General features: G+C 53.5%; 14 protein-coding genes, 2 pseudogenes and 1 riboswitch. Of the genes and pseudogenes, 8 read left to right on the top strand and 8 right to left on the bottom strand.

Annotation, left to right across the window (positions count from 1 at the left end; genetic code table 11):
• The first annotated feature begins 97 nt into the window (after positions 1 to 97).
• Entirely contained in the window at positions 98 to 3,373 is a 3,276-nt protein-coding gene (locus PPOP_RS19310; protein WP_006285389.1) for an S-layer homology domain-containing protein, read from the top strand.
• A 65-nt stretch (positions 3,374 to 3,438) separates the two neighbouring features.
• Here PPOP_RS19310 and PPOP_RS06720 read toward each other — a convergent pair whose 3' ends face one another.
• A complete protein-coding gene (locus PPOP_RS06720) occupies positions 3,439 to 4,095 on the bottom strand; it encodes an anthrax toxin lethal factor-related metalloendopeptidase (protein ID WP_042227698.1) in 657 nt (218 codons plus the stop codon).
• Between the two features lie 98 nt (positions 4,096 to 4,193).
• A riboswitch (cyclic di-GMP riboswitch) is annotated at positions 4,194 to 4,283 on the bottom strand.
• Positions 4,284 to 4,523: 240 nt separating this feature from the next.
• Here PPOP_RS06720 and menA point away from each other — a divergent pair.
• Positions 4,524 to 5,477, top strand: coding sequence for a 1,4-dihydroxy-2-naphthoate polyprenyltransferase (gene menA, locus PPOP_RS06715; protein WP_006285387.1), 954 nt, complete (start codon positions 4,524 to 4,526; stop codon positions 5,475 to 5,477).
• 233 nt (positions 5,478 to 5,710) lie between these two features.
• Here menA and PPOP_RS20165 read toward each other — a convergent pair whose 3' ends face one another.
• Complete coding sequence (locus PPOP_RS20165) at positions 5,711 to 5,842, bottom strand: DUF4023 domain-containing protein (RefSeq protein WP_042227695.1); 132 nt, start codon at positions 5,840 to 5,842, stop codon at positions 5,711 to 5,713.
• Positions 5,843 to 6,209: 367 nt separating this feature from the next.
• Here PPOP_RS20165 and PPOP_RS06705 point away from each other — a divergent pair, with 367 nt between their 5' ends.
• Complete coding sequence (locus tag PPOP_RS06705) at positions 6,210 to 7,028, top strand: GNAT family N-acetyltransferase (RefSeq protein WP_006285385.1); 819 nt, start codon at positions 6,210 to 6,212, stop codon at positions 7,026 to 7,028.
• A gap of 175 nt (positions 7,029 to 7,203) precedes the next feature.
• Here PPOP_RS06705 and PPOP_RS06700 read toward each other — a convergent pair whose 3' ends face one another.
• The 3 genes from PPOP_RS06700 to PPOP_RS21740 form a co-directional block, all read right to left on the bottom strand.
• Positions 7,204 to 8,406 carry an MGDG synthase family glycosyltransferase gene (locus tag PPOP_RS06700; RefSeq protein WP_006285384.1) on the bottom strand — a complete coding sequence of 401 codons (1,203 nt, stop codon included), beginning with the start codon at positions 8,404 to 8,406 and terminating at the stop codon, positions 7,204 to 7,206.
• Positions 8,407 to 8,936: 530 nt separating this feature from the next.
• A complete protein-coding gene (locus PPOP_RS06695) occupies positions 8,937 to 9,176 on the bottom strand; it encodes a hypothetical protein (protein ID WP_006285383.1) in 240 nt (79 codons plus the stop codon).
• A gap of 105 nt (positions 9,177 to 9,281) precedes the next feature.
• Complete coding sequence (locus PPOP_RS21740) at positions 9,282 to 9,599, bottom strand: hypothetical protein (RefSeq protein ID WP_006285382.1); 318 nt, start codon at positions 9,597 to 9,599, stop codon at positions 9,282 to 9,284.
• Between the two features lie 239 nt (positions 9,600 to 9,838).
• Between PPOP_RS21740 and PPOP_RS06690 the strand changes: the two genes are divergently transcribed.
• From PPOP_RS06690 to cydC, 5 genes are all read left to right on the top strand, one after another.
• Complete coding sequence (locus tag PPOP_RS06690) at positions 9,839 to 11,335, top strand: N-acyl-D-glucosamine 2-epimerase (RefSeq protein ID WP_148277855.1); 1,497 nt, start codon at positions 9,839 to 9,841, stop codon at positions 11,333 to 11,335.
• Positions 11,336 to 11,720: 385 nt separating this feature from the next.
• Positions 11,721 to 13,124 carry a cytochrome ubiquinol oxidase subunit I gene (locus PPOP_RS06685; protein ID WP_006285380.1) on the top strand — a complete coding sequence of 468 codons (1,404 nt, stop codon included), beginning with the start codon at positions 11,721 to 11,723 and terminating at the stop codon, positions 13,122 to 13,124.
• Positions 13,108 to 14,124 carry a cytochrome d ubiquinol oxidase subunit II gene (gene cydB, locus PPOP_RS06680; protein WP_006285379.1) on the top strand — a complete coding sequence of 339 codons (1,017 nt, stop codon included), beginning with the start codon at positions 13,108 to 13,110 and terminating at the stop codon, positions 14,122 to 14,124. Before PPOP_RS06685 ends, cydB begins: the two co-directional genes overlap by 17 nt.
• On the top strand, positions 14,124 to 15,851 hold the full coding sequence (cydD, locus tag PPOP_RS06675) for a thiol reductant ABC exporter subunit CydD (RefSeq protein WP_006285378.1): 1,728 nt from the start codon (positions 14,124 to 14,126) through the stop codon (positions 15,849 to 15,851). The genes cydB and cydD overlap by 1 nt, the downstream gene beginning before the upstream one ends.
• Entirely contained in the window at positions 15,848 to 17,605 is a 1,758-nt protein-coding gene (cydC, locus tag PPOP_RS06670) for a thiol reductant ABC exporter subunit CydC (protein ID WP_006285377.1), read from the top strand. The genes cydD and cydC overlap by 4 nt, the downstream gene beginning before the upstream one ends.
• 320 nt (positions 17,606 to 17,925) lie before the next feature.
• Here the strand turns inward: cydC and PPOP_RS23905 are convergent.
• From PPOP_RS23905 to PPOP_RS23315, 3 genes and pseudogenes are all read right to left on the bottom strand, one after another.
• Positions 17,926 to 18,070: pseudogene (locus PPOP_RS23905) on the bottom strand (IS5/IS1182 family transposase); the annotation flags it as partial.
• A 6-nt stretch (positions 18,071 to 18,076) separates the two neighbouring features.
• Positions 18,077 to 18,211, bottom strand: a pseudogene (locus PPOP_RS23900) (transposase); the annotation flags it as partial.
• Between the two features lie 1,052 nt (positions 18,212 to 19,263).
• Entirely contained in the window at positions 19,264 to 19,422 is a 159-nt protein-coding gene (locus tag PPOP_RS23315; protein ID WP_006285376.1) for a hypothetical protein, read from the bottom strand.
• Between the last annotated feature and the right edge of the window lie 194 nt (positions 19,423 to 19,616).

Below are 19,616 nucleotides of genomic sequence, written 5' to 3'. Positions count from 1 at the left end.
GTTAAATCGCAGCCGGATTTTTTTATGATTCATAGGACAATTCTCCGCAGTATTTTTGGCCTGCAGAACTATACATAAGGCGTGAGGAGGTCAAACGATGAAACGCCGATTCAGACTACTAGTTACAGGGTTGTGTATACTGATTGTCGCACTTGGAACGATTCCGGACATGCTCAGCGCTCAGGCGGCGAATTCCGGGGAGCTTGAGTGGCCGAATCCGGGAGCCGTGAAGCTCACGAAGGCAGCGAACCCGGTCGAAGGCAAGCCGGATGAATGGGATATCACACTGACAGTCGAAGGCAAGAACCTGAAATCGGACTCCTCGGATATCGTGTTGGTGATCGACAAGTCGGGAAGCATGAGCCGGAGCCCGAACCAGAATCGATTGCCGAAGGCCAAGGATGCAGCTAAGAAATTTATTGATAATCTGTTGATTGAAGGCTCAGAAATAAGAATTGCAGTAGTATCCTTCAATACGACTTCTGAACAGGTATCTGACTTCAAAGGCCTTGACCAGAAGACGCAATTGAAACGTGCCATTGATAACATACAGGCGCAGGTGGTCGAGGGAACGAATATTCAGGCTGGGCTTCATGAAGCTCAGGAACTTTTAAAAACAAGCAGCGCCAATAACAGAGTAATTGTTCTGCTTAGTGATGGAGAGCCTACGTATAGCTATAAGGCTGGCAAAGCAGTCCCTGGATCATGGAATTACAATTCTCACAATTTTATGCTCTCAGATTTCGATTATGGTGCCGATGAGATAATTGGTTCGTGTAAATATAGTTTAAGGTATGGTCGCAGTAATTCTGGCAGTGATTCTGGATATACCTTTTGCAACTCCTATTTTGTAAATGGTTATGAAGTTCTTGATAATGGCATCGGGACGATTTCCGAAGCCAAGCTGGCTGGCGATGCTGGTATCGGTATTTATTCTATTGGGTTGGATGTTGGTAACAATAGCATTGCAACCGATACACTGAAGGAGATAGCGAATAAAGGTTATTATTCAGGCAGCAGCGACAGTCTAGAGCGAATCTTCTCCGAACTGACCAGCAAAATTGTTTTTGCAGTTGAGAATGCAGCAGTCACTGACCCGATGGGGGACATGTTCGACCTGAAGTTGAAGGGAAGCTTCTTCGGCCCAGACGACTACAAGGCTTCTCAAGGGGAAGTAACCTTGGACCCGCAAACCGAGACCTTAAACTGGAACATTGGCAATGTCATGGAAGGTGAACCGGCGACGATTACTTACCGAGTCAAACTGGATCATTCCAAAAACCTGGAACCGAACCGATTGTACCCAACCAATAAGACAACGACGATGGTCTACACCGATGCCAAGGGTGAACGAACCTCGAAGGATTTCGAAGTGCCACAAGTGAGCATGGGCAAAGGATCGATTCTGGTAAAGGCGTATAAGGTCAATGCCAAAGGCAAGCCAATCAATTCGGACGGTCAAGAAGTCGAGCGTCCGGATTTGGCCCAAGAGCTGTACAGCCGTTATCATGAGGAGAATGGGAGCGAGGCGCTTGAAGTCGGCAAATCCTATTCCGTACCTGCGCCAGTCGTACCAGGTTACACCTTGAAGGTTGGCGGCAATCCAACGAATGTGAACGTAACGTTGAACGAGCCTTCACTATTTACTTGGCTTGGCTACAGCGATATACCTAACAAGCTTACGATTGTTCACCGATCGGGAGATAGGGTGCTGGAGCGCAGCGATGCAGAGGAAACGCCGGGCGAATCCATTGATGTGAGCACCAAAAACTTCACCGAATACGAGTTCTCAAGTATCGAAGTTAGCGAGGGCAGCGGACTGAGTGTGGACAATGGGCATGTAAATGGCATAATGCCAGGCAAGGATGTAACGATTGCTTTCAATTACACAGCACAGGATCAGGGTGTAGAGCTTCGTTACGTAGATCGAGCAACGGGCAAAGATTTTGTTAATGGTAATATCGTTGTTGACAGTGGAATCGGGACGAATATCGAAGGTGATGACGTTGTTGACAGTGGAATCGGGACGAATATCGAAGGTGATGACGTTGTTGACAGTGGAATCGGGATGAATATCGAAGGTGATGACGTTGTTGACAGTGGAATCGGGATGAATATCGAAGGTGATGACGTTGTTGACAGTGGAATCGGGATGAATATCGAAGGTGATGATGTTGTTGACAGTGGAATCGGGATGAATATCGAAGGTGATGACGTTGTTGACAATGGAATCGGGACGGATTCCGAAGCCAAACTGGCCTGCGATGCTGGTTATTCTATCGGGTTGGATGGTGGCAACAATAGCAATGCAACTAATACGCTGAAGGATGAAGCGAACAAAGGCTATTACTCAGGCAACAGTGACAGTCTGGAGCGAATCTTCCCCGAACTGACCATCTCCCAGTACGTCGAAAGCAGTCAGATGCTGACAGTGAAGTATCTGGAGCAAGGGACGGAGAAAAAACTGGCCGCGGAGAAGAAGTTTGGAGGCGTAACCGGACAGACAATTGAACTGACGGCGGAAGAAGTGGCGGGCTATACGCCGATGAAGCCCAGCGACATGTACAAGTTCATCGAAAAGGAAGGACAGGATTACATCTTTTACTACACAAAAAATTCGTCCAATCCGGGTTCCGGCGATAGTTCGGGAGGAAGCCGTTCCTCTACGATAACGCCGTCGCCGAAGCCGCTGCTGCCATTGCCGCCGGTACCGCCGAAGTTGGATATGGAGAATCACTCCAACTACATCAACGGCTACCCGGATGGCACGGTGAAGCCAGAGAATCAGATTGCCCGGGAAGAGATCGCCGCCATCTTCTATCGTCTGATGGAGAACGAGAGCTTCACGAACTATATGACCGGTCAGAATTCATTCTCCGATGTAGTAAAGAAGCGTTGGTCGAACAAATATATCTCGACGATGGAGCGTGTCGGTATTATCACCGGATATCAGGATGGCACCTTCAAGCCGGGCCAATCCATTACGCGGGCGGAATTCGCCGCAATTGCGTCCCGATTCGACAAGCTCAATAATCAAGCGAACGACATGTTCGCGGATATTTCCGGACATTGGGCAGAGAAATATATCGTATCGGCCGCGAACAAAGGCTGGATTAAGGGTTATCCGGACGACACCTTCAAGCCGAATCAGTACATTACGCGGGCGGAAGCGATGGCGTTCATCAACAGTGTGCTGAATCGGAAGGTGAAGGCAGCCGATATCCATGCGGATGCGAAGCAATGGCCGGACAACAAGCCGGGCAAATGGTACTATTCGGATGTATTGGAAGCAACGAATCACCACGAGTACAGCCGTTCTGAAGACGGTTATGAGTCGTGGGATTCCATCCAACCGGACCAGGTTTACCCGTAAGGCAAGCTCGCCTGCATGAACATGAAGCTCCTTCCGCGGCAACTGCCCAGAAGGAGCTTCTGTGACTATGATGGATTGGTGAACAGCTTGTCCATAAATTCATAGGTGAGCGGGGTGGTCTTCTTAAGCTCTTCCCGCGTGGCGTCGCTATATACATACAAGCTGGCGGTCTCCGTGAAGTATTCGACTGGATAGGCCAACACGTAGCCGTCCTCGTAATAGTTGATGTTCGCTTCCTGGTTGAAGATGTTCTTAAATTCCTTGGTGCTGCTGATTTCATTGAAGACGATGCAGTCTACCGCATGCATGGTCTCGTGAAGTTCCAGATTGAACGAATTGTGTCCCTGGCCCTGCTTGCTGTAACCGATACGGGCAACGACTACGTGCTCGCTGACGCCGGGAACATCGTCCCACGTCTTGCCGGTGCCTTCCCAGCCTCGCGGCGTAACGCCCTTCAAATAACTTAACTCCGGTTCGTTCGTAATAATATCGTTCGTCAGCTTGATTTTGACACCCTTGTCATGCAGCTTGTTCAGAATGTGGGCGGGGATCTTGGCTAGCCGCTCCTTCATGGCTTCCGCTTCCTTGACATTATAATCACTGCTTGGCAGCACGACTAATTTTTCGATAATGGCATCCTTGGCATGAACCGGATAGACCGGTACCATGAACAAGATACCGGTCAATACAAAGATGCCCAACAGACGCTTGTCCCATTTCATCGCAATCTCTCCTCTTAAGCCTGGCGTCTCTGCTCCGCGACTCTTCCATTCCATCCGGATTGGTAGAGTTGATCGCGCAGTTCGGAGCTTGCTTCATTCTTGGTAGCTGGCTGGCATAGCGAGTCTCATTCGCTGAAACCCCTGTAGCCTTGTGTCCCCATCCTTCGATAGGTTTGCTTTTATTACTAGGATAGATATCCAATTGGAAGAAAAATCTAGCGATTTATCTGTCTTTAGAGTAATATTGATAGAATGGCTTGTCAAGATGAACCGCGTGCACGGACTAGATTTTTATGGGCTTTTTTTGTGTTTTTCGGGAGAAACGAAGGAACTGGACGGTCCTTGGAACTGGTGGTACAGTTTAGAGGAAAAGAAGTAAAACAGAAAGATGCCCCTACGGGTGCTGTACATGCAGAGGAGCTTGAAACGTGACGATCAAAAACTTTCTCAAGCTGGTCGAGATCCAGACCAAAACAGCCAGCATGATCCCCTTCTTTATCGGCAGTCTGTATGCCGTATTTCGGTTCCAATCCTTCGAAGTCGGCCATTTTTTGCTGATGCTGGCCTCTCTGCTGTCCTTCGATATGGCGGCCACGGCCATCAACAACTATTACGATTACAAGAAGGCGATCAAAACCTATGGCTACGGCTATGAGGTCCATAATGCGATCGTGCAGTACCAATTGAAGGAATCGACTGTCGTCGCCACTATTATGACGCTGCTCGTAATCGCGATAAGCACGGGGGTTGTTCTGTTCCTCCAGACCAGCCTGCTGATCCTGCTTTTAGGCGGAATATCGTTTTTGGTCGGCTTTTTGTACTCGCTCGGGCCGGTCCCGATCTCCCGCATGCCGCTGGGGGAATTGTTCTCCGGGTTGTTCATGGGGTTCGTTATCATCTTCATCTCCACGTATATTCATGTGGAAGATCATCAGCTGGTGGCCTTGTGGCTGGAGGACTGGCATATAAAGGTTGATATCAATATGATCGAAGTGCTGCTGGTATTCCTGATCTCGATTCCGGCGATTCTGTGCATCGCGAATATTATGCTGGCCAACAATATTTGCGACATGGAAGACGATGTGGAAAATAAGCGGTATACGCTACCGGTCTATATCGGGAAGGCGAGTGCGCTTGCCTTGTTCCGCATCGTCTATTACGCATCCTATCTGGATCTTATCGTCCTGTTTATCTTGAAGGTCAACCCGATTATTGTGCTGCTTGTCCTGAGCACGCTGATACCGGTACAGCGCAATATCCGCACTTTCCAGCAGAAGCAGACCAAGGAGCATACCTTCGTCTTGGCGGTCAAAAACTTCATCATCACGAATATGGCCCGAATTGCCGCTCTGGGCGCAGCGATTTTGTTCAACCTAATATAGGCATTCCCAATCCGTGAGAGAGGTGTTCCATCATGTTCATAGCGTTCTCTTCGCGCGCCCCGGTTCCCATGAGCCCGCGTTCATGAAGGATGAAGTGCAGGACCATGTACTTCATCGAGCATGCGAATCCGGCGAATTGCTGCGGATGAAGCCGGAGGATAGGCGGGCTACCTACCTGGGCTAGACGCTAGGGTACCCCGCCTGGCTGTGAATGGATGTCGGAGTAGGTTCCTCTACTTATTCGTACTATGCTGCTTGTTCGGCAGCTTGTTGCCTGGCGAGCCTTTACCCTGCCGCTGCTGATTGCGCTCCGCCTTCTCCCGCGTCTCCTTCAGCTTCTCTACATAATCATGCGTATTTTCCATCGTTGGCACCTCCTTAGGCACTTACTATTGCCAACTCCAATGATTTCATTCCGTTCGCCCTGAGCCATCCTGGAGCATGAGCACTCCAACCGTGCATAACCGGCCAATCAGGGGGCACATCGGCCCGGACCACGATAAGGCGGGAGCGCTCGATGGGCGTCATCCTCCTTCGATGCGGCTTGGGCCGCCACCTCTGAAGGCTTCGCATCCACCTGAGTTCACGATGGGAACAATTGACACATCCGCTCCAGCGCAGTAAGATGACAGCAGAAGTTCCGGCGCCGTAGAGCAGCGCAGGAGCCTTATTCCAAAGATTTGGGGTGGAACTATTTGTAGCGCCAAGCTGTTGCTCTTGGAACGCAAGCGTATGGAAGCTGTGGCTGCGGTCATGGCCGATAACTTCAAGGAAGACGGATTGTATGTGCACTTGCTGCCCGATCCGTCCACCCGTGTGGAAGTGTTGAAGCTGTTTTTTCGCAATTATATCGAGTTGCTGTATGATTACGGCGGCTTATATGCGACATCCGAGAAGATGGAGGCCGTCGCGCTCGTCTTCCGCTCGGAGCGGGTGGGAGCCTCTTGGGCTTCCCGCATGAGCTACACATGGGGCGTTGCCCGGGCCATCGCGAAGTCGCTTCGCATGTGCCGCTACATCAGTCCCGCCGGCTTCCTGCGCGCCTTGTCGGGCCTGCGCAGCATGAGCTCGGCCTGGTTGGCCTCATTGGGCGACCAGCCTTATCTGCATCTCGACATGCTCGTGGTGCAGCCGCAATACCGGGGTCAGGGCTGGGTGCGGAAGATAATGTCCCCCCTGCTGGCCGAATGTCGTGAACGGAGAATCGCCTGTACCCTGGAGACGCAAAATCCACGCAATGTCGGGTTGTACGAGCATTACGGCTTCACTATCGTGGATACGATCCAGATGCGGAACAGCGACCTGAAGCAATATTGCATGGTCTGTCTGCCTGGAAACGGCGGTTTGGCAGAACGAGAGTCCCGGGCATCCGACAGCCATGTCGTAACGCAACACGACGGTGAAGGTGTCCGGATGAACCTCACGAACTTGCGGTTGATGAACGAGCAGGTCATTCGGATCTACGACACGGATCTGCCGCAGAACGAGATTGCGAAGAAGCTGATCATGAATGATGTCATTATCTCCGCAATATTGAGCATATCGATGTGACGCCATAAATCGGGAGGAACGCGTGAAAGACGATACGCTGGACCGTATCTTCATCGCTCTGTTCACCTCTAGCGATCCTCTTTTTCAACATGGCGGCTCTTATAAATGACCGTCTCAACCCGCGCAAAAAACCGCCAGGGCGAACACCCTGACGGCTATTTTTTACCTAGTATGGTTAAACGTAGTTGCGGCGAAAGCGGAGTCTTGCCGTCCTGCGCGGCACAATCGGGTGCCGTTCAACTTGCAGAATCGCTTCCAGCACGCGTGCGTGCGTATGCTGGCGTTCCGCCTGGGCGCGGACGCTCATCCATTGCAGTGCTTCAGGCCGGGAAGCGAAGGACGAGAGCTGAGACACGAGATCCTCCGGGATCTCGGCTTGGCAGGCCAGACCCTTGCGGACCAGATAGCGGATGTTGTCCATCTCTTGGCCCGGCAGCGGCTTGTAGATGAGCAGCGGTAGCCGCTGGACGACCGCCTCGGTCGTCGTCACCCCGCCTGGCTTCGTAATCAACAGATCGGACATCGCCATATATTCATGGACCGGCTGCACGTAGCCTTCGACCCGGATTTGAAGCGGGGACGAGGCCGCCCATTCCTCAAGGTGGCGGCGCAGCCGCTCGTTCCGGCCGCAGATGACGATGAACTGCATGTCGGCAGCCCAGTCAGTTTCTTCCATAGCGCGGAAGAATTCGGGATCGAGCAGACCGCAGCCGCCTCCCATCAGCAACACGGTCATCCGCTTCGTATCCAGGCCGTGGCGGCGGCGCAGCGCCGCTTTGTCATAGCTTCCATAGAACTCCGGACGAACCGGAATGCCGGATACCTCGATCCGGCTGGCGGGAATGCCTTGTCCGGCCAGCTTGGCCCGGGCCTCCTCCGATCCGACGAGATAGCGGTCGGTATGGGGGTGAATCCAGAAGCTGTGATCGGTATGGTCGGTAATGACCGTAACCAGGCCGCATTGCACAGCTCCGCGTTCCTTCAGGCGGGATACCGCCGCGCTCGCCGCCGGGAACGTGCTGACGATAATCGTCGGCTGCAGCTTGCGAATCAGCTTGATGAGCGGACGCAGCCTCGTCAGCGGAACATTCTTAATCAGTTGGGAGAAGCGATGATCCCGGCGTGTCATCTCGAACAGTAAGCCGTACATATTCGGGAACATTTTCAACCATTGCACGAAGCAGTACGAACCGACCGTGTGCAGATGCGGCGACACCTGTTCCAGGTAATCGACGACATGCACTTCCGCTTCCTGCGGGCACCAGGTGCGGGCCGCTTCCCGAATCGCGTGAGCCGCCTGCAGATGGCCGTGGCCGAGCGATCCTGCGAGTACGAGCACCTTCTCCTTCGGCTGTTTTCCGTAACCCCGATCATACATGTTTCCTAACATCTCCCTTTATTTATAACTTCACCATCTCTGGCTACTTCTTCTCTCTGAATTTGTTACCCTTATCGTATCCGAAAAGGGGCGGACTGGACATGGACTGGAGTGCGGCTGTGATCCTGGACCTTCGGCGGGTCTTGGACCTCGCTTTCATGCATATAAGCTCCATAATAGAATAAGAATGATCTGAAAAGGTTGAAGAACTGTAATATTTTCAAACCGACTCATCATAACGAGTGCTGGCTAGCCCTCGTTATACAGGTAGGAATGTGTTGAATATCCTCACATGATAACGATACAAGGTGTGGAATAGGCTTTCCTTCACTATCGCCTCTATGCCGGCATCAGCCGCGAACGGATCGGTTATGGAGGACAGGATCATCCCCTGAATGTCACCGTAGAATCCGAATCCAGCGATGATTGCCAGATAAGCCGGGACAACTGAAGAAAAGAGAGCACGGCCAGGCGGAAGTTTCCCCGAAGGTCCTGAGCATCATTGTTTCGCTTGATAACGCTCAGTTCAATCATGTGGAAGTGTTGTCACCGCCTTTGAGGACAGGCGCGCTCTTTCCGTCTGCCTTCCGATTCACCGCGATACCGGTCAATTTCGTCTCGTAAAAGAACGTACCGTTTACTCTATACTTTCCCGAATCTTCAACACTTTCCCCTTTAATGGATTCAATCTGAATGGTGTCTAAATCTGCTTCGATGTAGCGTACAGCACTACCATTATGGGTAGTGCTTACATATTTAGCTTGTGACATTCAACACACCTTACAATCGAATTGTAACGCTAGAGAGAGGGAAGGGGAGAAATGCGATGAGTCCCTTCCAAGCTTCACCACATTTCGCTATCCCCAGCGTCCTGCTTAATGCTTGGGATCGTAATTTTGAAACCGCTTGCTGCGAAACCTTATTTTTGGACTTGTTACCACATCCTCTAATCGAGTAAATTTTACTTCAGACAGTAGATCACTAGCCGATGCAAAGGTCAGGGGAACATCCCCATCCAAAAGCAAAGCATTACGATCGTTATTCTTCCTTACTTTTTTATCAAAGTCGATTGCGGCATAACGAATTAGAGAGAGTATATAGGTAGTAAAGCGCAGTTCCAAGTAAAATTCCTGAAAAGCTTCATCAAGGACTTGTCCATTGCTTGGTGAAGGATCGTCTAAATAATTAAGCATTAATTGGCAGTGAGCAGCATCTCGATTTGGGGAAACTAAATAACATTTCTAAGGTTCTTCAAGGCGGGACGCGCCCCGGTTCCTTCCGAATTGATTGTCGCCATCATCAGCATGATCGAGTATGGCTTATAGGCGGCCAAGCGACCTAATAAGTGGATTAGTTGCCATAGTTGCTGTGCAGGAAGTAGCTCTAGGTCCGTAAAAGTCCTGCAAAAAAAGGTGTTCAAGAGGTGTTCAATATGTTCATATTCCGCCAACACCGATGGCTCCGGCAACCGGGCATGTGTGTGGCTGCACTAACGTTTCTTTTTTTCGTACTTCCTTCTGGAAGCGGGCAGGCCGCCGAACAAGGCGAGCACAGCACAGACCTCGGCTTGCGCAAGGCTTCAGCCTTATCGGGTCCGACCATTCAGGTCGATCCGGGGTTCCGTTATTATCAAGAGCGCTCAGCAGCGAGCATCGCCGATGAAATTGTACAGAACGGGTATACGTCCGTCCGGTATTTCGTCGTCAATGAGAACCATGTCAACCGCGAGCTGGTCAAGGCCTTCCAGGAGAGAGGGCTGTTCGTCTGGGCGCTTGTCCTTGGCAACGGATCGTACGCTGTGGAAGGCTTCCCCCCCGATTGGCCGAGCTGGCAGATGGAGCTGTTGACCCCGGTAAATGACGGATATTACCGCTTCTCCCCCCATAGCGAGGCCTATATGCAGTGGAAGAAGGAGAAGCTGGCTAGCCTGGTCCGGGATATCCCGTTCGACGGCATTGAAGTCGCAGAGCCATACTTTCCGGAGTGGGACGGCATCGATCGCGGTGTATACGGCGATGTTGGTCCGCTTGCCCAAGCGGCCTTCCGCGAGCAGTACGGTCATGACTGCATTCCGAATTTCACCGATCCGGATGATCCCGATTTCTATCTGACAAATGTGGAGCTGTATGAGGATTGGATCGAGTTCCGGGTCGAGGCCGTCAACCGCTTCCTCAATGAGCTGATGAACGGGACAGACGGAGTGCGGGAAGCGAACAAGGATATTCTTGTTGCGACCTGGTCGCTCGCAATCGACGCCGGCCCGGATTCTGTGGATATGCTGCGCGGGATGCAGGGACTCGATGCCGCAGAGATGGTAGCGGCGGTCCGGCCGGACCTGCATATCCTGCAGACGCACTGGCCCGACTGGATGAAGCCCCAGGACGCGCTTCCGCCGCAGTATATCCATAACTATCAGAGCTTCGTCGATCAGATTCGCACCGTTCACCCGAATGTTCCGCTTGGCGTGCAGGCTGATATCGGCTCGTCGCCGGCAATGGTGAAGGACCGCGCCTGGCACGACTCGTTCGGCCGGGAGGCCGCGAAGATGGGATTCCGTACATGGACAGCCTATGAATATCATCTTGGCAAATATATGTACGAGGAAGCACCCGCTCCGATCACAGTAGCCCGTCCACGGTATGATAAGGTGGTCATTTCGTTCCAGAAGCGAATCGATAAGCCCTCGGCCAAGCTTCCCGGCAGCCTGCATATGATAACCGAAGCGGGGGAGACACCCGTTTCTCCGGAGCATATTGCCGTCGACGGTAATATGTTGATTATCGAATGGGCTCGACTGCCGAAGAAGGAATTCCGCCTGCGGATTCAACAAGTGACGGATACGCCGTCCTACTGGCTGTATAACAAGGATCAGCCGGCCAATGCAACCAAGAGCGGAACGATTGTGGAGGTCGGCAAGAAGAATCATTAACGTCTATAGGGCAAGAGGCAGCCTCGCTCCGCTGCTCCGAATATATGGCATTCTATAGGAAATATCTAATAAAAGGCAGAAATCGAAAGCTTCCCTTACCCGGAATGCAATGCCTTTTCTCTTCCGGATCTGCCCCACGTTCAACGCTTTTGTGAACAATGGCACAAAGTTCGAAATTTGCTCACTCTATTCTAATAAGGTGTGATAAAAATCACATTAGCCGGCATGTCCTTCTGACAAAATAACACTGAGACCTGTAACGTTTGTCATTGATCAGGCTGTTCCTCGTATCGCAGTCAACGGCTTATGCCATGCGCGTAGGGCGAGGACGGATACCCGAAGCGTCTGGCAGGGCCTCTATCATAAAGAAAGGTGGAACGAAATAATGGATACGCTAATCTTATCCCGCATCCAGTTTGCGACGACGACGATTTTTCACTTCTTCTTCGTCCCACTATCCATCGGGCTGGCGCTGCTTATCGCCATTATGGAGACAATGTACGTCGTCAAGGGCAAGGAAGAGTATAAGAAAATGGCCAAGTTCTGGGGTAAATTGTTCCTTATCAACTTCGCCGTCGGCGTCGTGACCGGTATCATTCAGGAATTCCAGTTCGGCATGAACTGGTCGAATTACTCCCGCTTCGTGGGGGACGTGTTCGGCGCGCCACTTGCTATCGAGGCGCTGCTTGCTTTTTTCTTGGAGTCTACGTTCATCGGGCTCTGGATCTTCGGCTGGGATCGGCTGAGCAAGAAGGTGCATTTACTGTGCATCTGGCTCGTGGCCCTCGGGACGACGATATCCGCCTTCTGGATTCTCGCGGCCAACTCGTTCATGCAGCGTCCGGTTGGCTTCGAAATAAACAATGGCCGGGCCGAGATGAATGATTTCCTCGCGCTGATTACGAACGGCCAACTGCTGGTGGAATTCCCACATACGGTGCTGGGCGCATTTGCGACAGGCGCCTTCCTTATTACAGGCGTCAGTGCGTATAAGATGCTGCGTCGCCAAGACGTTGAGTTTTTCAAAAAATCGTTCAAGCTGGGAATCGTTGTCGCCTTAATCTCGTCGTTCCTGGTAGCGATCTTCGGCCACCAGCAAGCGCAGTACCTGGTACATACACAGCCGATGAAGATGGCGGCGGCCGAGAGCTTGTGGGATCGGAGTCCAGACCCGGCGCCTTGGACGGTTATCGCGGCTATCGATCCAGATAAGCAAGAAAACAACATGGAATTGAGTATTCCATACTTACTCAGCTTCCTATCCTATAGCAAATTTTCCGGAGATGTCCGGGGAATGAAGGAGCTGCAGGCGGAATACGAGCAAACCTACGGACCCGGAAATTATATTCCACCGGTGCGGACGACCTTCTGGAGCTTCCGCATCATGGTCGCTGCCGGTTCGCTGATGATTGGGCTCGGCATGTATGGCGTATACCTGATGGCGCGCAAGAAGCTGGATCAGAAGAACACATGGTTTATGCGCTTTATGCTGTATGCCATCTCGCTGCCGTTCATTGCCAATACGTCAGGTTGGATTATGACCGAGATTGGGCGCCAGCCGTGGACCGTATTCGGGCTGATGACAACGAAAGACAGTGTATCGCCTAGCGTCACGGGAGGCTCGGTGCTGTTCTCCCTAATTGCCTTCTCCGCCATTTACACGGTATTGGCTATTGTGATGGTCTACCTGTTCGTACGCGTGATCAAAAAAGGACCGAACAAGGATGTAGCTGTCCACGTGTCTCACGATCCATTCGATAAGGAGGAACGTCATGCTCTCACTCAATGAATTATGGTTCGTTCTTGTCGCTGTGTTGTTCGTCGGCTTCTTCTTCCTTGAGGGCTTCGACTTCGGGGTCGGCATGTCGACTCAATTGCTGGCGCGCACCGACGGAGAGCGCCGAGTGCTTATCAATTCGATTGGCCCGTTCTGGGATGCCAATGAAGTCTGGCTTCTGACCGCTGGCGGGGCAATGTTCGCCGCCTTCCCGAACTGGTACGCGACCTTGTTCAGTGGCTATTATGTGCCGCTCGTCGTAGTGCTGCTCGCGCTTATCGTGCGCGGCGTCGCTTTCGAATTCCGGGGCAAGGTGGACAGCGAGCGCTGGAAGAAAACATGGGATCTGGCTATTTTCGTAGGCAGCCTGCTGCCTCCGTTCCTGTTCGGTGTCGTGTTCGCCGGGCTGATCAAGGGCCTTCCAATCGATCAGCACATGGAGATGAAAGCCAGCCTGTTCGATATGGTGAATCTCTATACATTCGTAGGCGGCATTACCGTCACCGTGCTCTGCCTCGTGCACGGCCTCATGTTCACGACGCTGCGGACGGAGGGGGATCTGCAGGCGCGCGCACGCCGGCTCGGCCGGAAGTTGATGATTCCGCTCGCCGCGCTGCTCGTCTTGTTCGCCGTTATGACCTATTTCATGACCGATGTGTTCCAGGTTCGCGGCGCCATCCTGGCTGTCGTCGCCGTCCTTGGTCTTATCATCTTTCTGCTCGCCGGATATTTCATGAAGCAGAAGAAGGACGGCTGGGCGTTCGGCATGACCGGAGGCATTATTTTGCTCTCGATCGCATCCGTCTTTATCGGCTTGTTCCCGCGGGTGATGATCAGCTCCATCAACAGTGCATTTGACCTGACGATTCATAATGCGGCTTCAGGCGCTTATTCGCTCAAAGTGATGACGATCGTAGCGTTGACCTTGCTGCCGTTCGTGCTCGGCTACCAGATTTGGAGCTACTTCGTCTTCCATAAGCGCGTGAACGAGAAGCAGCATCTCGAGTACTAATGGGCAAGAATCTATTCGGCTACCAAGGGATCAAGCCGGTTCTTGCCAGCCTGAGCGCCCTTGCCCTGGTGCACGCACTATCTATTATTATGCTGGCCATCTGGCTGGCAGAAGCAATATCCGCTCTGTTCGCCGGGGCGGCATGGCAGGAACAAGCCGACAAGATCGGGTTGTTCCTGCTTGCGTTTCTCCTCCGCCAGTTGACGGCGCTGCTGCAGCAGAAGGTGGCTTACCGCTTCGCGGAGAAGACCGGCGCCAGCCTGCGGAGCCAGCTGCTGGAGGCGCTGTTCCGTCTTGGGCCGCGGCATACCCGGACAGTGGGAACGGGCACCACGGTAACGCTTGTGCTTGAAGGGGTCGGGAAGTTCCGCAAATATATGGAGCTGTTCCTGCCCCGCATGATCGGGACCGCCGTGACACCGGTGCTTATCCTTGCGTACATTGTGGCCCAGGATATCGTCGCCGCCCTGATTCTGGCGGTGACGATGCCGATTCTCATCGCGTTTCTGATTCTGGTCGGCTTGGCTGCGCGCAAGCAGACCGAACAGCAGTGGGCGTCGTACCGGCGGCTGTCGAATCATTTCGTCGATTCGTTGCGCGGTCTGGAAACGCTCAAGTTCCTCGGACGTAGCCGATCGCACGGGGCCACCGTCTCCAAGGTGAGCGACCGATACCGTTCGGCCACGCTGCGCACCTTGCGCGTCGCCTTCTTGTCCTCCTTCTCCCTGGACTTCTTCACGATGCTGTCCGTCGCATCTGTAGCGGTCAGCCTCGGGTTGCGTCTCGTGAACGGGGAGATGATGCTCGTTACCGCGCTGACGATCCTGATCTTGGCGCCGGAATATTTCCTTCCGGTGCGCATGGTCGGGGCCGATTATCACGCGACGCTGGACGGGAAGGAAGCAGGGGAGGCGATGCAGGCCCTAATTCGCGCGGCAGCGCAGTCGGAGCCGGCGCCTGCCTCGCAGGCGCTGCCGGCCTGGACGCAGGATAGCGTGCTGCAAATGACCGGCATCGGGATGCGGCATGAGAAGGAGGGCCCCTCCTCGCTGCAGGAGATCGATCTGGAAATTCAAGGCTTCCGCAAGGTCGGCATCATCGGCGCGAGCGGGGCCGGCAAGTCAACGCTGATCGATCTTATCGGCGGCTTCCTGGACCCGACCGCAGGGACGATCCGGGTGGACGGACAGGAACGGGCGTCGCTGACCGGGGAGGACTGGCGGAAGCAGACGACGTACATCCCGCAGCATCCGTACATTTTCAGCGCCTCGCTGGCGGATAACGTCCGCTTCTATGCGCCGGACGCGACCGATGACGAGGTCGAGCGGGCGATGGCCGCCGCGGGGCTGGGGCAGTTGGCGGAACAACTTCCGAACGGCCTGGACGAACGCATTGGCAACGGCGGCCGCTCGCTCAGCGGCGGTCAGGAGCAGCGGGTTGCGCTGGCGCGGGCATTTCTGAGCAGCCGACCGATAATGCTGCTGGATGAACCGACGGCGCATCTGGATATCGAGACCGAATATGAGCTGAAGTCGACGATGCTGGAGCTGTTCCGGGATCGGCTCGTCTTCTTGGCTACGCATCGCCTGCATTGGATGCCAGATATGGACTGGATGATTGTCCTGCAGGATGGCAAGGTGGTGGAGACGGGGACCCATGAGCAGCTGCTGGCCAAGCGGGGCGCTTACTACGACATGATTCGCATGGAAGGGGGGGAGACGCAATGAACCGCGAAGGCTGGATTATGCCGTATATGCGGCGCTATGCCCGACGCTTCGCTGTCATTATCGCCCTTGGCGTGCTGACAGTGCTATGCGCCTCCTCCTTAACCTTCACGTCAGGCTATCTGATTTCGAAGTCGGCGCTCCGTCCGGAAAATATTTTGCTCGTCTACGTGCCTATCGTTCTGGTCCGGACGTTCGGCATCGGGCGGGCTGTCGTCCATTATGTCGAACGTCTGATCGGCCATGATGCGGTACTGCGCGTGCTGTCCCAGATGCGGGAGCGGATGTACCGCATTCTGGAGCCGCAGGCGCTGTTCCTCCGCTCCCGCTTCCAGACGGGAGATCTGCTCAGCACGCTGGCGGATGATATCGAGCAGCTGCAAAATGTCTACTTGCGCACGGTGTTCCCGGGGGCGGTGGCGCTCGTCGCCTATGCCGCCTGCATCGCGGCGCTCGGCTGGTTCGATCTGCCGTTCGCATTCTTTATCGGCTTGCTGTTGCTCCTGCTGATCGCGGTACTGCCTGGGGTGTCTCTGCTGATTACCCGTACCTGGCAGACCCGCATCAAGCAGGAGCGGAACGTGCTGTACCAGCGGCTGACCGATGCGGTGATGGGGATGAGCGACTGGGTCATTAGCGGCGGCGCTTCCCGGTTCACAGCGGAATATGAAGAGGGCGAGCAATCGGTCGCCCGCATGGAGCGCCACCTGAACGGCTGGGCCCGTCTTCGCATGCTGCTGGGGCAGTGCGTCGTCGCAGCTGTGCTGGTATGCATGCTCTGCTGGGCAGGGGGCCAATATGCGGACGGGCGCATCGCCGCCACCTTCATCGCGGCGTTCACCCTGGTCGTATTCCCGCTCATGGACGGCTTCCTCCCCGTATCGGAGGCGGTGGAGAAGCTGCCGCAGTATCACGATTCGCTGGATCGGCTCGCGAAGTTGGACGCTCCGGCGGCCGAACAGCCCGTTCGTCCTGCGGCGCAGGCGGAGTTGCAGCCGGCCCTGGCGTCCGGAGCGGCGCATATCCGGCTGGAGCAGGTCCGCTACCGCTACGACAAGGCGGCCGCCTGGACGCTGGACGGCTTGTCGCTCGATATCCCGCAAGGACGGCGCATCGCGGTTATCGGCCGCAGCGGAGCGGGGAAATCGACGCTGCTGAAGCTGGTGCAGGGAGCCTTGGCTCCGGATGAAGGCCAAGTCCTGCTGAACGGCATCCCGGCGGCCTCGTATGGGGAGCATATCCCCGAGATGATCGCCGTCTTGAACCAGTGCCCGCATCTATTCGACACGACGGTGGCGAACAATATCCGGCTGGGCCGCCCCGATGCCTCGGACGAGGACATCCGCCGGGTCTTGCGCCAGGTCGGCCTGGATGCGCTTGTCGAGTCGCTGCCGGACGGCTATGACACCCGGATGCTGGAGACGGGCGGGCGCTTCTCGGGCGGGGAGCGGCAGCGGATCGCGCTGGCCCGCATCCTGCTCCAGGATACGCCGATCGTCATTCTCGACGAGCCGACCGTCGGGCTTGACCCGCACACCGAGCGCGCCCTGCTGGCCACAATGTTCACCGCGCTGCAGGGCAAGTCGCTGCTCTGGATTACGCACCATCTCGTCGGCGTGGAGCAGATGGACGAAGTCATCTTTATCGAGAACGGCCGCATCGAGATGAGAGGGCCGCATGCGGAACTGCTGGAGCGGTACCCGCGCTACCATAACCTGTACCGTCTAGATCGGCCCGCGCTTTTGTCGCGGCCATAGGGGGCCAGGTTATCGTTGCTGTGCCCCCCATACGGGAAGCCCCCGAGACCTATCGTCACGGGGGCTTCGTTCATATAGGGCTGAGTGTGGAAGCCGAGGAGGCAGGGGGTGGGGAATGCAACCGATGATGGATGATGAGACGGGGATATTTCTGCGCTGTTCAGGCTAACCAAACGCAGTCAACCTGTGAGAGCACGCTGAAAATCCCCTAGCGGGTGTTTTCAGCGTGTTGACAAAGCGCTGTTTTTAAAAGCTCGCTTACATAATGAAATGAGATCTTGAAATAATGAGCATACGAAAATAAGAAGATCGCCCTGTCCGGCCAGCTTGGCCAGGTGGTTGGCGATCTGCTTGACGTTCTGGCAGATGGCGGACATGAGCGCTTGCTCTAACCCTTTTTTTCTTGCCGTACAACCGGCAATAGCGAAGTCCAACGAGCTCTTTGGCCTCCTCGAAGCTCCGCTGTGATCCGAAACACGGTCCCGTCAAACCCAATCCGACAAACCAGCGATAGGCTACGTTGAGTTGAACCTCCCGTTCAAGCTGGCGTTTAGAACGAAGGCCGTCCATTACCTTCACAATAAAGGCGTCACTTTTTCTAAACAATTGTTCAAAAAGATAGAAAGATTGCTGATATAGATAGTACAAGGAACGTTACAGTTTCTTGAATTCTTATCTAGGGGTGATTGAGATGGCGGCATTGGCATTAGAGATATTAAAGCTTTTACCTCAATTCATTACTGCTATATCAAGTCTCAGATAAGCACTAACCTCTACACCGAAGCCCATGAATCTTGGCATCTGTGCCTGGTTCATGGGCTTTCCTCGTGCCCTACCTGCAAATCCGCTCCCTGAAAAAGCTGCCCCTACGATTGAACGGAATATCCTGTCGATTCCTACTAGGAGGGTAATAAACCTAAGGAATTACATTCCGTCCACATCCCTTTGATATTCTCTGAACGGATGGCTCCATCATGAACTTTTTTTCTTTTTTTCTCAACAATTGTTCAAAAAGATAGAAAGATTGCCGATATAGATAGTACAAGGAACGCTATAGTTTCTTGGAATCTCTTATCCGGGAGTGGTTGAAATGGCATTCTTGGCGATATTAGCGATTCTTCATGTGGTGGGCGAACGTATCTTTGGTTAGTACGTACAAATGCACTAACCTCTACGCCGAAGCCCGTGAATCTTGGCGTCTGTGCCTGGATCACGGGCTTTCCTCGTGCTCTACCTGCGAATCCGCTCCCTGGAAGCTCCCCCTCATCTTTAACGGAATATCCTATCAATTCCCGCTTGGAAGGCGATAAACCCAAGGAATTACATTCCATCAGCGTGTTGACAAAGTGCTGTTATTAAAAGCTCGCTTGAATAATGAAATGTTCTGGGATCGCCTTGTGATCCTAAACAGCCAGCACCAAGCGTACGGGAAGTGCCTCAAGCTATGTTCCTCACCCCGACTTGCAAGAGTCAGGCATTAGCGCCGTTCATGCCATGGTCGTCGTACCTTCCGGACTCCTGTCGCATGAACAAATCTGCATTCATCATACACGTGCCCCATTCTGACTGCTAGGTGGGGTCTATTTGTCTCGTTCACAGTATCACCACCCTACAAACGAGGGTATCAAAAAAAGGACTATCGCTACGATAGCCCTGGCTTACCCATTCAACGAAGACCAAAACTCCTCAAATTTATCTTCGAGGTACTCTCTAATAAGTTCTCCTGCACCTTCTTCCGCTTCATCTTCAAGAAACTCATCATCATCTAACCATTGATAATAGTGTTGCAATTCATGAGCTAAACTTTGTAAAGTCAATAAAATAGCGTCTCTACGTCCATGCTCTTTTTCTAAATCATAAAAATCACCTGTTGCAATTCGAATATGAGGTTCATCTTGTTTATCATACGGGGCACAATGTTTTTTGCAAGTGAAAAATGCTCAATTTTGCAGCCAAAAGTACCGAGGCACCTGCCAACCCTCCAAAGCTTAAAAAGGAATCCGTTCCATCG

The sequence above is a fragment of the Paenibacillus popilliae ATCC 14706 genome (assembly GCF_000315235.1).
GTDB lineage: Bacteria > Bacillota > Bacilli > Paenibacillales > Paenibacillaceae > Paenibacillus_B > Paenibacillus_B popilliae.
This window is presented reverse-complemented; position numbering and strand designations above follow the sequence as displayed.